Raw genomic sequence first — 14,588 nt, 5'->3', positions numbered from 1 at the left:
GGCCGCAGCGGGTTTTTCTACATCAAAGAAGCTCTTTGATGTGTATTTGGTGGTGATAGGTGGATTTGAACCACCGACCCCAGCATTATGAGTGCTGTGCTCTAACCAACTGAGCTATATCACCAAAAGCAAGCCCGCAATTATGCTGTCCGGCTGGCAGGCTGTCAAGAAAAATTATGCGCTGGCGTTTTGCTGTTCCAGCGCCGTGTTGACGTGTTGCAGCACCTGTTGCACGGCGTCCGGGGCGTTGCAGTCGATTACGTGGCGTTGCGGCATGGAGCGCAGCCAGGTGATTTGTCGTTTTGCCAATTGCCGGGTGGCAATGATGCCGCGTTCGCGCAGTTCGTCGAAATCGTACAGGCCGTCGAGATATTCCCAGACCTGGCGGTAGCCGACGCAGCGCATCGAGGGCAGGCCGAGGTGCAGGTCGCCGCGCGCGCGCAGGGTGCGGACTTCGTTGAGCAGGCGGTCGCCGTCCAGCATGAGGTCGAAGCGGCGCGCAATGCGTTCGTGCAAGACGCTGCGTTCGGATGGTTCCAGCGCCAGCGGCAGCAGTGTGAATGGCAGCTCGGCACCGCTCTTTTGGGTCAGCAGCGAGGACATTGGCTGGCCGGTGAGGGCGATGATTTCGAGTGCGCGCTGGATGCGCTGGCTGTCGTTGGGTTTGAGGCGGGCGGCGGTGACCGGATCGAGCGTTGCCAGCCGGGCATGCTGGCCCGGTACGCCGATGCGCGCGGCTTCTTCGTCGAGCGTGGCGCGCAGCGCCGGGTCGGCCGGCGGCAGCGCATCGAGTCCATCTTGCAAGACTTTGAAATACAGCATGGTGCCGCCGACCAGCAATGGCAGCTTGCCACGGGCGCGAATCTCTTGTGCCAGCCGCAGTGCATCCTGGCGGAATTGCATGGCCGAATAGGACTCGGTCGGATCAAGGATATCGATCAGATGATGCGGTACGCTGGCCAGTTCAGCCGGGCTCGGTTTGGCGGTGCCGATATCCATGCCGCGATAGACCAGTGCCGAGTCGACCGAAATGATTTCGCTGGGAATGCGGCTGGCGATTTCCAGTGCGGCGGCAGTCTTGCCGGAGGCGGTCGGACCCATCAGGGCCACGACCAGCGGTGCTGCGGATGTTGCTGTGTTCATGGTTATTGACCGCGCAGGAACAGTTTGTCCAGATCGGACAAGGCCAGTTGGCTCCAGGTCGGGCGGCCGTGGTTGCATTGATCGGCGCGGTCGGTGCCTTCCATCTGGCGCAACAGCGCATTCATTTCCGGAATGCTCAGGCTGCGGTTGGCGCGCACGGCGGTATGGCAGGCCAGCGTGCCGAGCAATTCATTGCGGCGTTCCAGCAAGACCCGCGAGCCGCCGAATTCACGCACGTCGCGCAACACATCGCGCGCCAGCGTCTGGGCGTCGGCGTTCTTGAGCAGCGCCGGCACCGCACGCACCGCCAGCGTGGTGGGCGACATGACGGCGATATCGAAGCCAAGCGAACTGAGCGTGTCCTGATGTTCTTCGACGGTACCGACTTCCACCGCATCGGCGTAGAACGTGACCGGGATCAGCAATGGCTGCACATACATTTCATTGCCGTCGAGCGCGGTCTTGAGCTGTTCGTACAAGATGCGTTCATGCGCTGCATGCATGTCGACCACGATCAGGCCCTTGCTGTTTTGCGCCAGCACATAAATGCCATGCAATTGCGCCAGTGCAAAGCCGAGCGGGAATTCGTCAACTGGCAAGGGCTGTGCCGAACCGCCGTTGGCAAAGGCGGGCGGCAGGTTGCTGCCCGAGGGCATGCTGCCGGCGGGTTGTGCGGCGCGTTCTCCATCATTGAACAGGGCGCCGTAGCTGGCCGTGTTTTGGGTAACGCCGCCATCATTGTTGGGATACGGCCTTGGCATCGGGTACGGTTGCGTGCCGGGCGACAACTGGCTGCCGAAACTGGCTTGCTGCTGTTCGCGCATCCATGGCAACGGACCATTGCCGGCCGGCAGCGGTGCCGGCGTGGCGCCGAACGAAGTGGCCGAGGTCTGCGCCAGCGCGCGGCTGACGGCGTGGAAGACGAATTGATGCACGCTGCGGCTGTCGCGGAAACGCACTTCGATTTTGGAGGGATGCACATTGACGTCGACCAGCGCCGGATCGAGATCGAGTGACAAGGCATACGACGGATAGCGGTCGCCGTGCAATACATCCTGATAAGCGGCGCGTACCGCGTGCGTGAGCAACTTGTCGCGCACGAAGCGGCCGTTGACATAAAAATACTGCGCATCGGCGCGCGCCTTGGAGGCGGTCGGCAAACCGACAAAACCGTGCAGGCGCAGCGGTCCGGCGGCTTCATCGAGCGGCAGGCGGGCGTTGGCGAATTCTTCACCGAGCACATGCGCGCTGCGTTTGGCGAATTCGCCGATTTGCCAGTGATCCACGGTCTTGCCGTTGTGGGTCAGCGAAAAGGTCACGTCCGGCCGGGCCAGCGCAATACGGCGCACCACTTCAGCGCAATGGCCGTATTCGGTTTGATCGGTCTTGAGAAATTTGCGGCGCGCCGGCGTATTGAAATACAAGTCCTGCACGTCAATCGTGGTGCCCGGCGCTCCGGAGGCCGGCACCACATTGCCGTCTTGTGACCCGCTGATTTCCCAGGCATGGGCGCCATCGGCGGTGCGCGTGGTCAGCGTCAGTTGCGCCACCGACGCAATCGAGGCCAGCGCTTCACCGCGAAACCCCAGCGTCGAGACATTTTCGAGGTCGGTCAGCGAGGCAATCTTGGAGGTCGCATGCCGGGCCAGCGCCAGCGGCATTTGTTCCGGCGCAATGCCGCGGCCGTTGTCGGTAATCGCAATGCGTTTGATGCCGCCTTGTTCGAGGCGCACGGTAATCTGGGTGGCACCGGCATCCAGTGCGTTTTCCAATAATTCCTTGACGACGGCGGACGGGCGTTCGATCACTTCGCCGGCGGCGATCTGGGAAATCAATTGATCGGGCAGGGCCTGGATCGGGCGGAGGGGGCGCAGTGGTGCATTCATGCTGCGATTATAACGCCATGCCGGGGCCAGTCCCCGCTGCGGCTTGACTGGCCGCGCCGGATTGATCAACGGTAATTGTCGATGTGGAAATTCTTGACCCAGTCTTCCAGCGCATTGGCTGGCAGCGGTCGTGAAAAATAGTAGCCTTGCGCCACATCGCAACCCTGGCCTTCGAGCAGCCGATACTGCAAACGCTCTTCCACCCCTTCGGCCACGACCGTCAGGCTCAGGCTTTCGCCGATGCGGATCACGGCATGCGCCAGCGCCCGTACCGTATCGTCGCTGGCCATGTCGCGCACGAAACTCTTGTCGAGTTTCAGTTCGCTGACCGGCAGATTGCGCAGATAACCGAGACTGGAATAGCCGGTGCCGAAGTCATCCATGGCCAGCCGGATGCCTTGTGCCCGCACTTCGTGGATGGTACGGGTGGTGCTGGGGTTGGTATCCATCATCACGGTTTCGGTGATTTCCAGGGTCAGATCCTGTGGCGACAAATGGTAGCGCTCCAGCAGCGAGGAAATGAATTGCGGCAAGCCCAGATCATGGAAGTTGGTGGACGACAGATTGACCGAAATACAGGGAATATCAATGTTGTGCGCGCGCCATTCGCTCAACTGATAGCAGGCTTCTTCCAGTGCCCATTTGCCGAGTTCGCCGATCAGGCCGCATTCTTCGGCAATCGGGATGAAGCGGGCCGGCGATACCTGTCCCAGTTGCGGATGGCTCCAGCGCGCCAGTGCTTCGACGCCATGGATGCAGCCGTCGCGAATATGGATTTGCGGCTGATAGTGCAATTCAAAGTCGCCGCCGCGCAAGGCATCGCGCAACGCGCCTTCCAGCGCCAGGCGTTCTTGTGCCTGGATATTCATTTCATCGCTGAAGAAGCTGAAGCGGCCGCGATTTTTTTCCTTGGCCTGATACATCGCCATGTCGGCCCGATGCAGCAGGATTTCGATACTGTCGCCATTGTCCGGAAACAGCGCGATGCCGATGCTGGCCGAGGGCGTCAGTGCCACGCCGGCGATATGACAAGGCTGCGCCAGCTGATCCTGCAGCCGCTTGACCACTTCGGTGACCCAATGCAAGTCACATTGCGACAGCACGATCACGAATTCGTCGCCGGACAGACGGCCGACGATATCGGACTTGCGGGCTTCTGCCTGCAAGCGGGTAGCGATGATGCGCAGCAATTCATCGCCAGCCTGATGTCCGAGTGAGTCATTGATTTGCTTGAAGCGGTCGAGATCGACAAACAGCACCGCCAGCGGGGTTCTGCTGCGGGCCGCAGCAGCGATGGCCTGATTGGCCTTGACCAGCAACAGGCTGCGATTGGGCAAGCCGGTCAGGGCATCATAAAACGCCAGTTGATGAATGCGCGAGCGCGATTCTTCACGTTCCAGCGCCAGTGCGCAGAGGTGTACGCCGACATCGACCAGGCTGTGATGGAAGGCATTGGGGCCGCGCTTTTCCCTGTAATAGAAAGCGAAGGTGCCGATGACGCGGCCATCCGGCGATTTGACCGGACTTGACCAGCATGCCTGCAAGCCCAGCGGCAACACCAGATCGCGATAGCCTTCCCATAATGGGTCGTTGGCAATATCGGTGACCTCGACTGCCTCGCCGCGAAAGGCCGAGGTGCCGCACGAGCCGACACAATCGCCGATGGCGACGCCGTCCAGTGTGCGCGCATAGGCTTCCGGCAAACGCGGCGCGGCCAGCGGCCGCAGGCAGCCTTCATTGTCGATGCGCAGGATCGACGCCACCACTTCCGGCGCGATGTGTTCGACTTCGGTGCAGATCAGTTCCATTACTTCGGCCAGCGATGCTTCATGCACCATGGCGTTGAGTACCTTGTATTGCAGTACTTCATGCATCTTGGTGTTGGTGATGTCGGTGAACACGCTGACGGCGTTGATCAACTGCCCGGCGGCATCGAGGATGGGGTTGACCATGATCGAAATCCACATCGGATGGCCGTGCTTGTCATGCACCAGCTCTTCGCCGTGATAGCTGCGGCCGAGGGCAATCGCGTGGTAGCAATCTTCGATCATCTTGAGGATTGGCGGCTGTCCCTGGAACAGGTCACGCGGCTTTTTGCCGATCACTTCGTCAGCGGTAAAGCCGAGCATGCGGGAAAAGCCGGTGTTGTGAAACACGATGCGGTGGTCGGCATTGGTAATGAGCACGGCATTGTCGGTTTCATTGATGCCGAGTGACAGCAGATGCTGGTAGTCGCGGTCACGTTGTTCGCGCGTGACCCGGTAGGAAACATCGGTGCCGATGCTGATGACCTTGATGGCGCGGCCTTCGGCATCGAATACCGGGGTGTAGGTAGCTTCCCACCAGATCGGACGGCCATCGCGCGCGATGCGCTTGAAGCGGCCGGAAAAGAAGCGGCCTTGCCGGACGTCGCGCCAGAAGTCCTGATATTCGCGGCTGTCGATGTAATCCGGTTCGCACACCAGACGATGATGCTGGCCGATCAGTTCTTCCGGCAGATAGCCCATGGTCTTGAGATAGTTGCCGTTGGCGCTGACGACGACACCGTCGGCAGAGAATTCGATCACGCCGAGGGAGCGATTGAGGGCCAGCAGAATGCTGTGCTTTTCCTGTGAGTCGTCGATATGGGCAGTGATGTCGGATGCCAGCGAGACGATCTTCTGCAATTGCCCGTTGCTGTCAAAGACCGGATTGCAAGTGGCGTTGAGCCACAGTGTGGAGCCGTCGCTGCGCTGGCGCTGCAGGGTGCCGGCAACGGTGTCGCCCTGCCGCAGCCGGCGCCAGAATTCGGCGTAGTCGGGGGATGCCACGTATTCGGGATTGCATAACACCTGGTGATGACGGCCGACGATATCGTGCCGCTGGTACGCCATCAGGGTCAGGAAGTTGTCGTTGGCTTCGAGAATGATGCCTTCCGGCGTTATTTCGATGATTGCCATGGAGCGCGAAAACGCCGTCAGCAGCGCGTCTTTTTCAGCCAGGGAAGCGCGGCAGTGTGCCAGCTCTTCATGAGAACCTTTGCCGTTTGTCATGGGCTATCTTTCTTGTCTTGCGCCGGCTTGCAATAGCGCGTGTTCATCCCCATACCTGTCAGAGCACATTGCACAAACAGCGCCTGCGCGGATGCTTGTGAAATGAGCCCCCGCTCCTATCCTAGCGCGCTTTCGCAAGCCGTTGGATATTCGTTGCGCGGATGTCGTCATCTGTGCCGGGACGATAAAAGTGCCTGTGGGAAACAGTTTTCAATTCTATAAGGTTTTTCATTTGATGCAATCGTTATCTGAGGCTGTTGCAATCGCCTGCAAATATGGATTGCAACTTGCTTGTTAACGGAGGCAGGAATGTCGTTCTTGAGTGTTGCTGCAAATAAATTTCCTGACAATTCTTAACTTGACCCCGCAGGTGAGGGAGGCAGCATCCGAGTAGTGTATGATTTCGGCGCGACCCAAGCGGCGCGACCTCAGCGCTCCTGCGCTTCCGGCTATCGATGAAATGAGTGTATGGATTACATGCAGTTACTGGACGTGATATTGCACGTCGACAAATCCCTTGGCATCTTGATTGAGCAATACGGCACCATGATCTATATGGTGCTTTTTTTGATTATCTTTTGCGAAACCGGGCTGGTAGTGCTGCCGTTCCTGCCGGGGGATTCACTATTGTTCATCGCCGGCACGTTTTGCGCCACGGGCGCGATGAATATCTGGGTGCTGTCAGGCTTGCTGATTGTTGCCGCGATTACCGGCAATACCCTGAATTACTGGATCGGCAGTGCAGTGGGGCACCGGGTATTTACGCATAACTATAAATGGCTTAATCCGGAAGCCTTGCGCAAAACCCACAGTTTTTACGAAAAGCACGGCGGCAAAACCATCATCCTGGCGCGTTTCACGCCCATCGTGCGGACCTTTGCGCCGTTTATCGCGGGCGTCTCCGAGATGACCTTCGTCAAATTCCAGTTCTTCAATATCATCGGCGCGATTCTGTGGGTGGTCAGTTTGCTGGCGACCGGTTATCTGTTCGGCAATATGCCGCTGGTACGCGATCACCTCAATACCTTTGTGCTGATCGGCATCGCCGCCGCCATCCTGCCGATAGTGCTGGGGGCCGGCTGGCAGTTCTATCGCAAAATGACCAGCGGTCGCCGCAACAAGGCACCCGACGCCTGATGGCGGCAAGCGGCGCGGTTGCCGGTCACGCCGGCGCTGCGCCGCCGTGCGGTCAGCGATGCACCAGCGGGACGCTGTTGGCTATATTGCGCGCGGCCGGCGTGATATCAACGATACGTCGCGCCATCACCTGATTTTCATCCAGCCTGAAAACGCTCACTACCTCGGTCAGATTGGCCGCCTGATTCTGCAATGACTGGGCTGCTGCTGCCGCCTGTTCCACCAGCGCGGCATTTTGCTGGGTCACCTCATCCATCAGAGTCACGGCACGGTTGATTTCCTCGATTCCGGTACTTTGTTCCTGACTGGCAGAACTGATTTCCGCCACGATATCGGTCACCCGGCGCACGCTGCTGACCACTTCATGCATGGTCGCGCCAGCCTGTTCCACCAGTTTGCTGCCATTGCCGACCGTGGTCACGGAGTCGTTGATCAGCGCCTTGATTTCCTTGGCTGCGGAGGAACTGCGTTGCGCCAGGCTGCGAACTTCTGCTGCCACCACGGCAAAGCCGCGGCCTTGCTCGCCGGCGCGGGCCGCCTCGACTGCGGCATTGAGTGCCAGAATATTGGTCTGGAAGGCAATGCCATCGATCACGCTGATGATATCCACGATTTTTTTCGACGAGGCATTGATGGCGCTCATGGTGTCGACTACCTGGCCCACCACGTCGCCGCCTTGCAATGCCACCTTGGAAGCGGTGCTGGCCAACTGGTTGGCCTGGCGCGCATTGTCGGCATTTTGTTTGACGGTGGCGGTCAACTCCTCCATGGCGGAGGCGGTTTCTTCGAGCGACCCTGCCTGTTGTTCGGTGCGCGACGACAAATCCATGTTGCCGCTGGCAATCTCGCCGGTGGCGGTGGCGATGGTATCGGTACCCAGTCGCACGCGGCCGACGATGCTGCGCAGGTTGTCATTCATTTCTTTGAGCGCTTGCATCAACTGTCCGGTTTCGTCGGTGCCGGTGCTGTGAATCTGCGACGTCAGATCGCCGGCCGCCACGGTTTTCGCTACCTTGACCGCGCGATTGAGCGGGGTGGTAATGCTGCGGGTGACGAAATACGCAATCAGACCGGCCAGCAGCAGGCCGCTGACGCTCAGAAACAACATCAGGTTGCGCGCTTCGAGATAACTGGCAGTGACGCTGGCGCCGGCCTGTTCCATCAACTGATGCTGGTGTTTGATCAGCTTTTCAACGCTCGCCATATACACGCTCTGGACCGGACGCACATCGCTGATCAGGGCATCGATGGCTTGCTCCTTGGCGCCCTCGGCCATCATCGCGAGCACCTGATCGCGTTTTACCAGATAGTTTTTTTGCGCCGTCAGCACCGCTGCCAGCATGCTGCGGCTGGTGTCATCCGTCAGTGTCTTGTCGAGGGTCTGCAAACCTTCCCGAGTGGCTAGTTCGGCACCGGTGATGCGATCGGCTTCACTCTTGATTTGTCGCGGGTCTTTCAGCAACAGGATATTGCGTACCGAGCGCGCCACCAGATTGAGCTGATCGATGAGGTCGCCGGCCACCACGGTTTTGGGATATTTGTCCTTGATGACATCTTCCATCTGGTGCTCGAGGCTGGCCAGCCGGTTGATGCCAAGTGTTGCCATGGAGACCAGCAACAGCATCAGCAAACCGAAGCCGAGCCAGAGACGCAAACTGATGCTGATATTGGAAATTTTCACTTGATTCCCCCTTGCGGTTAAATGGAAGCGAACAATTTGCGTCTGGCCGGTGTGTATTTTGCGGAGAGTATTTTTGATGAAGCGCATTTCTCCGGGCGGACGAAACGGACTATGCAGCGGCGTGCAGCAGTATCGATAGTGCACCATTTGCGCGGTGGCGGAAGAACTTTCGGCGTTGCAGGGGCAGGGCAACGGAGACAAACCGGCATCGCCGTTGCGCTGACGCCGAAATGTTTCCTTGTTGATAATGCCGGGGAGTTCCGGAGTCGCGCGGGGCGACTCAGGGCATGCTTCAGGTCATGCGGTTCTTGGCGAGCGGCGGATTTTTGGAGAAATACTTCTTGATGCCGGTCATGATGGCATCGGCCATGTCATCCTGATAAGCGTTGTCGGTCAGCTTGGCTTCTTCTTCCGGATTCGAGATGAACGCGGTTTCGATCAGGATGCTGGGAATGTCCGGCGCTTTCAGCACGGCAAAGCCGGCTTGTTCAACTGCACCCTTGTGCAACTTGTTGATGCCGCCGATTTCATTGAGCACGGCCTTGCCGATGCGCAGGCTGTCGTTGATCTGGGCGGTGGTCGACAAATCGAGCAAGACGCTGGCCAGTTGCCGGTCATGGGTCTTGATGTTGACGCCGCCGATCAGATCGGCCGAGTTTTCCTTGTTGGCCAGCCAGCGCGCTGCGGTGGAGCTGGCGCCTTTTTCCGACAAGGCGAATACCGATGAGCCGCGCGCGGTCGGTTGCACGAAAGCGTCGGCATGAATCGAGATGAACAGATCTGCCTGCACCTTGCGCGCCTTTTGCACGCGCATGCCGAGCGGCACGAAAAAGTCGGCGTCACGCGTCAGCATCACGCGCATGTTCGGCTGTTCTTCAATCTTCTTTTTGAGCCGCTTGGCAATCGACAGCACCACATCCTTTTCGCGATTGCCGCGGCTGCCGATGGCGCCCGGATCTTCGCCGCCATGGCCGGGATCGAGCGCAATCGTGATCATGCGCGTCAATTGCAGCTTGGGTTCATTCGGATTGGCCTTGGCCACCGGCGGTTCCGGCTGCTGTGCCGGTGCCGGCACCGGCTTGGCTTCAGCCAGCGGCGGTTTGACTTCGCTTTGCTGATCGCGCGGCCAGTCGCCTTTCTGGATCAGGGCGGCAATCGGATCCGGCGGATTGGCCGGATACAGGTCAATCACAAAACGGTATTTGTACTCGCCCACCGGCGCCAGCGTAAACACCTGCGGCTTGATTTCATCCTTGAGATCGAACACCAGCCGCACCACGCTCGGACGGTTTTGCCCGACCCGGACTTGCTTGATGTAGGGATCGTTCGGTTGAATCTTGGCCACCAGATCCTTGAGCGTGGTGTTGAGATCAATGCCTTCGATGTCGACCACCAGCCGTTCCGGGTCCTTGACCACGAAATGGGTGACCTTGAGATCACTGTCGTTTTCGAGCGTGACGCGGGTATAGTCATCAGACGGCCAGACACGTACCGCCAGGATTTGCGAAGCAAAGGCAGGCAAAGGCGTCAGAACCGAAACGAGGAGCGTACCGCCAGCCTTGAGGATGGTGCGGCGGGTTTTGGAGCTTAGAGATTTGGAGCGAATTTCAGTCGAGCGAGGCATTGATGACCCTTGTCAGACAACGCTCGTAATTCTACATCACGACCGTGCCCTGCAACCGTTAGCGAAATGAGTATGTCGGGAGGGGGCAACAATGGTGCTCCCTTTTCCGGCCACTCGATGATGCAGATACTGTTTTCATTGAAATGTTCACGAAAACCGGCATCCAGAAACTCTTCCGGGCCCGCCATCCGGTACAGATCGAAGTGGATAAGAGTTACCATGCGATCTGCCAGCTGTATCGCGTAAGGCTCGGCCAGCGTGTAAGTCGGGCTTTTTACCCGCCCGGCATAGCCGACCGCGTGCAGCAAGGCGCGCGTAAGCGCAGTTTTACCGGCACCCAGATCGCCATGCAGATGGAGCGTCAGGCCGGGCGTCAGCACCCGCGCCAGCGCCGCGCCCAGTGCGTTGGTGCCGGCCTCGTCCTGCAAATGGGTATGGTAGGGCTGCATGATAATGTTGATTTGTGTTTGTTCGAGTTTGATTAATGACTGATCTGGTTGCACTTGCCGTCACCATCAAGGCCTGGGGACGCGAACTCGGCTTCGCCGATATTCGCATCACCGACGTCGACCTGTCGCACCGCGAGGCCGGATTTCAAGCCTGGCTCGACAAGGGCTATCACGGTGAGATGGATTATATGGCAAGCCACGGCATGAAGCGCGCCCGTCCTGCCGAATTGGTGCCGGGCACGGTGCGCGTGATTACCGCGCGCATGCCTTATCTGCCGCGTAACGGTGATGGCGATTGGCGCGGCCGCGAACAGGTGCGCGCCGATGATGCCTCGGCTGCGGTGATTTCGATTTATGCCCGCGGCCGCGACTATCACAAGGTCTTGCGTGCCCGCCTGCAACAGTTGGCCAGCCGCATTGAAACCGAAACCGGCCCGTTCGGCTACCGGGTGTTTACCGATTCCGCCCCGGTCATGGAAGTGGCGCTGGCCGAGAAGGCCGGCCTCGGCTGGCGCGGCAAGCACACTTTGCTGCTCAACCGCGAAGCCGGTTCCATGTTTTTCCTCGGCGAATTGTTTACCGACCTGCCGCTGCCGGTCGATGAGGCGGTCGGATCGCATTGCGGTCAATGCAGCGCCTGCATCGATATCTGCCCGACCCAGGCGATTGTCGCGCCCTATGAACTGGATGCGCGGCGCTGCATCTCCTATCTGACCATCGAACTCAAAGGCAGCATTCCGCTGGAATTGCGCAGCCTGATCGGTAATCGCGTGTACGGCTGCGACGATTGTCAGCTATATTGCCCATGGAATAAATTCGCGCAAAACACCGGCTTGCCGGATTTTGATGTGCGCCACGGACTGGATCAGGCGTCGCTGGTGCAATTGCTGGGATGGAGTGAAGACGACTTCAGCCGCAATACCGAAGGCAGCGCGATTCGCCGCATCGGCCATGAACGCTGGCTGCGCAACATGGCGGTCGGTCTCGGCAATGCGGCATCGACCCATAAGGGACAAGCGGAAATTGTCGAAGCTTTGCGATTGCGCGCCGGCCATCCTTCGCCTATCGTACGTGAACATGTGGAGTGGGCACTGCAACAGCATATGCAGCAGAATTGAATTTGGCCGAGCCGCGCAAGACGGCATGAAGGCCGCAAATACCACGGGATTGATACCCGACAGGAGACAAAAGATGATGATGTTGAAACGCTTGCCCGCAGCCTTGCTGTTGTCCGGCATGGCCCTGGTACCTTTGCTCAGCGCGCCGGCGCTGGCTGCCGATACGGTGGCGGCGGACAAGTCGCTGCTGCTGCAGGTGGCGGGTTTGCACAAACCGGCTGAAATCCTGATCGATACCTGGGGTGTACCGCATATGTATGCCGCCAGTCAGGATGATGTCTTTTTTGTGCAGGGTTTCAATGCGGCGCGTGACCGTTTGTTCCAGATCGATTTGTGGCGGCGTCGCGGTCTCGGCGAATTGTCGGCGGTGTTCGGTCCGGCTTACCTCGAACAAGACAAGGCCACGCGCCTGTTTCTGTACCGCGGCAACATGCAGCGCGAATGGCATGCCTACGGCAAGAATGCCAAACGGGTAGCGACTTCGTTTGTTGCCGGCATCAACGCTTATATCGATTACGTCAATGCCGATCCGGCCCGCTTGCCATTCGAGTTTCGCCAGCTCGGCTATGCACCGGCCAAATGGCAGGCCGAAGACGTGGTGCGGATTCGCAGCCATGGCCTGACACGCAACCTGACCAGCGAAGTGGCGCGCGCCAAGGTGGCATGCCAGGCCGATCTGAAGTCGGATGAAGTGCGTTTCGGTCTGACACCGGCATGGGAAGCGCAGATGCCGCAAGGGCTGGATCCCTGCCTGCCGGCCGATTTGCTGAAGGTGTTCACGCTGGCCACGCAAGGCGTCAGGATCACCAAGGAAAGCCTGACCGCGAACGCCGATGGCAGCGGCGATGTCACCGAAACGATCCGGATTGCCGCCGCTGATAACCCGGAAGAAACCACCGAAGGCAGCAACAACTGGGTGATCGCACCCTCGAAATCAGCCACCGGCCGCGCCATCATGGCCAATGATCCGCATCGCGCTTATTCGGCTCCGTCGCTGCGTTACATCGCGCATATCAATGCCCCCGGCCTGAACGTGATCGGTGCCGGCGAACCGGCCTTGCCGGGCATTTCCATCGGCCACAATGGCACGATTGCCTTCGGTCTGACGATTTTCAATATCGATCAGGAAGATTTGTATGTCTATGAATTGAATCCGGAAAACCCGAATCAGTACAAATACAAAGGCCGTTGGGAAACCTTCAAGACCTTGCGCGAACCGATTGCGGTCAAGAGCGGCGCAACGGTGGATGCCGAACTGCGCTTCACGCGCCACGGCCCGCTCATCTACAGTGATGGCAAGCGCGCCTTTGCCGTGCGTTCGGGCTGGATGGAGCCGGGCATGTCGCCGTACTTCGGCAGCATCGACTACATGCGCGCCAAAAACTTTTCGTCGTTCCGCCGCGCCATGCTGAACTGGGGCGCGCCGACCGAAAATCAGGTGTATGCCGACGTCAAAGGCAATATCGGCTGGGTGCCGGGCGGACTGGCGCCGAAGCGACCGAACTGGGATGGCCTGCTGCCGGTGCCGGGTGATGGCCGGTATGAATGGGCCGGATTCTGGCGCGGCGATCAGTTGCCGTTTACCTATAACCCGAAGCAAGGCTGGTTTGCCTCGGCCAATCAAATGAATCTGCCGGACAACTATCCGTATCGCGAGCGCAAGCTGGGTTTTGAATGGACCAATCCGTCGCGCTTCTTGCGCATCAGTGAAGTTTTGTCGGGTCTGGACAAGGTCTCGCTGGAAGATTCCATGCATTTGCAAAACGACGATCTGGCGATTCCGGCACGGCGCCTGGTAACCTTGCTCAAACCATTGTCTTCCGATGACGCGCAGACCCAGGCGGCATTACGCTTGTTTGATGGCTGGGATTTTGTTGAGCGCGCCGATTCGCCGCAAGCCGCCTTGTATGAAGTCTGGCTCAGCCGCCATCTGGGCCAGGCCTTCAAGCAGGCGGTATTGACCAAGGCCGCCGCCGACGCCATGGGGGCGCCCGATGTGGCAGTGGTGCTCGACACGCTGGAACAGCCGGCGAGCCGCTTTGGTGATGACGCCGTGGCCAGGCGCAACAAGGTAATGCTCGACAGTCTCGCTGCCGCCTATGCCGAAATGAAAAAGCTGCAAGGTGATGATCCGGCACAATGGCAGTGGGGCAAGCTGCACCACAACCTGATGGAGCATCCGCTGGCAGCCGTGGTGGATGACGCGACCCGCGCCAAACTGAATGTCGGGCCGCTGCCCAAGCACGGCGGCGCGTATTCGCCGAATCAATCGACCTATCGCGCCAGCGATTTCCGTCAGACCAACGGCCCGTCATTCCGGGTCGTGGTGGATGTCGGCAATTGGGATAACTCGAAGGTGGTCAATTCACCGGGGCAATCGGGAGATCCGGACAGCCAGCACTATCGCGATCTGGCCGACAAGTGGCTCAATGGCGAATATTTCCCGCTGCTGTATTCCCGTGCCGCCGTGGAGCAGGCCACGGTCGAACGCATCATGCTGGTGCCGGGAAAATAACCG

9 protein-coding genes and 1 tRNA gene are annotated in these 14,588 nt (G+C 59.3%); 3 read left to right on the top strand and 7 right to left on the bottom strand.

The window, feature by feature from the left end; translation table 11 throughout:
* Positions 1–47: 47 nt before the first annotated feature.
* The 4 genes from AKL27_RS08695 to AKL27_RS08680 all read right to left on the bottom strand — a co-directional run bounded on the left by AKL27_RS08695 (position 48) and on the right by AKL27_RS08680 (position 6,061).
* Positions 48–124, bottom strand: a tRNA-Met gene (locus AKL27_RS08695).
* Positions 125–174: 50 nt separating this feature from the next.
* Positions 175–1,143 (bottom strand): tRNA (adenosine(37)-N6)-dimethylallyltransferase MiaA, encoded by a 969-nt coding sequence (gene miaA / locus AKL27_RS08690; protein ID WP_050462412.1) that lies wholly within the window; start codon positions 1,141–1,143, stop codon positions 175–177.
* A 2-nt stretch (positions 1,144–1,145) separates the two neighbouring features.
* Positions 1,146–3,029 carry a DNA mismatch repair endonuclease MutL gene (gene mutL, locus AKL27_RS08685; RefSeq protein ID WP_083438947.1) on the bottom strand — a complete coding sequence of 628 codons (1,884 nt, stop codon included), beginning with the start codon at positions 3,027–3,029 and terminating at the stop codon, positions 1,146–1,148.
* Between the two features lie 65 nt (positions 3,030–3,094).
* Positions 3,095–6,061 carry an EAL domain-containing protein gene (locus tag AKL27_RS08680; RefSeq protein WP_050462411.1) on the bottom strand — a complete coding sequence of 989 codons (2,967 nt, stop codon included), beginning with the start codon at positions 6,059–6,061 and terminating at the stop codon, positions 3,095–3,097.
* A gap of 468 nt (positions 6,062–6,529) precedes the next feature.
* Here AKL27_RS08680 and AKL27_RS08675 point away from each other — a divergent pair, with 468 nt between their 5' ends.
* Entirely contained in the window at positions 6,530–7,198 is a 669-nt protein-coding gene (locus tag AKL27_RS08675) for a VTT domain-containing protein (RefSeq protein WP_050462410.1), read from the top strand.
* Between the two features lie 52 nt (positions 7,199–7,250).
* On the opposite strand, the gene AKL27_RS08670 is transcribed toward AKL27_RS08675, so the two are convergent.
* The 3 genes from AKL27_RS08670 to tsaE form a co-directional block, all read right to left on the bottom strand.
* Entirely contained in the window at positions 7,251–8,879 is a 1,629-nt protein-coding gene (locus AKL27_RS08670; protein ID WP_050462409.1) for a methyl-accepting chemotaxis protein, read from the bottom strand.
* A gap of 292 nt (positions 8,880–9,171) precedes the next feature.
* Entirely contained in the window at positions 9,172–10,503 is a 1,332-nt protein-coding gene (locus AKL27_RS08665) for an N-acetylmuramoyl-L-alanine amidase (protein ID WP_050462408.1), read from the bottom strand.
* Positions 10,467–10,952, bottom strand: a complete 486-nt coding sequence (gene tsaE, locus AKL27_RS08660; RefSeq protein ID WP_050462407.1) for a tRNA (adenosine(37)-N6)-threonylcarbamoyltransferase complex ATPase subunit type 1 TsaE — start codon at positions 10,950–10,952, stop codon at positions 10,467–10,469. Before tsaE ends, AKL27_RS08665 begins: the two co-directional genes overlap by 37 nt.
* Positions 10,953–10,987: 35 nt before the next feature.
* Between tsaE and queG the strand changes: the two genes are divergently transcribed.
* Together queG and AKL27_RS08650 are read left to right on the top strand one after the other, a co-directional pair.
* The gene (queG, locus tag AKL27_RS08655) at positions 10,988–12,070 is read left to right on the top strand and encodes a tRNA epoxyqueuosine(34) reductase QueG (RefSeq protein WP_050462406.1); all 1,083 of its coding nucleotides are present in this window, start codon (positions 10,988–10,990) and stop codon (positions 12,068–12,070) included.
* Between the two features lie 76 nt (positions 12,071–12,146).
* Entirely contained in the window at positions 12,147–14,585 is a 2,439-nt protein-coding gene (locus tag AKL27_RS08650; RefSeq protein WP_050462463.1) for a penicillin acylase family protein, read from the top strand.
* Positions 14,586–14,588: the final 3 nt, after the last annotated feature.

This window comes from Herbaspirillum autotrophicum (assembly GCF_001189915.1).
Lineage (GTDB): Bacteria > Pseudomonadota > Gammaproteobacteria > Burkholderiales > Burkholderiaceae_D > Herbaspirillum > Herbaspirillum autotrophicum.
The sequence above is the reverse complement of the archived record's forward strand: the minus strand, read 5'-3'. Positions and strand labels throughout refer to the sequence as shown.

Coding starts and splice junctions, on each gene's coding strand:
- miaA (WP_050462412.1), bottom strand. CDS start 1,143: ATGAACACAGCAACATCCGCAGCACCGCTGGTCGTGGCCCTGATGGGT.
- mutL (WP_083438947.1), bottom strand. CDS start 3,029: ATGAATGCACCACTGCGCCCCCTCCGCCCGATCCAGGCCCTGCCCGAT.
- AKL27_RS08680 (WP_050462411.1), bottom strand. CDS start 6,061: ATGACAAACGGCAAAGGTTCTCATGAAGAGCTGGCACACTGCCGCGCT.
- AKL27_RS08675 (WP_050462410.1), top strand. CDS start 6,530: ATGGATTACATGCAGTTACTGGACGTGATATTGCACGTCGACAAATCC.
- AKL27_RS08665 (WP_050462408.1), bottom strand. CDS start 10,503: ATGCCTCGCTCGACTGAAATTCGCTCCAAATCTCTAAGCTCCAAAACC.
- tsaE (WP_050462407.1), bottom strand. CDS start 10,952: ATGCAGCCCTACCATACCCATTTGCAGGACGAGGCCGGCACCAACGCA.
- queG (WP_050462406.1), top strand. CDS start 10,988: ATGACTGATCTGGTTGCACTTGCCGTCACCATCAAGGCCTGGGGACGC.
- AKL27_RS08650 (WP_050462463.1), top strand. CDS start 12,147: ATGATGTTGAAACGCTTGCCCGCAGCCTTGCTGTTGTCCGGCATGGCC.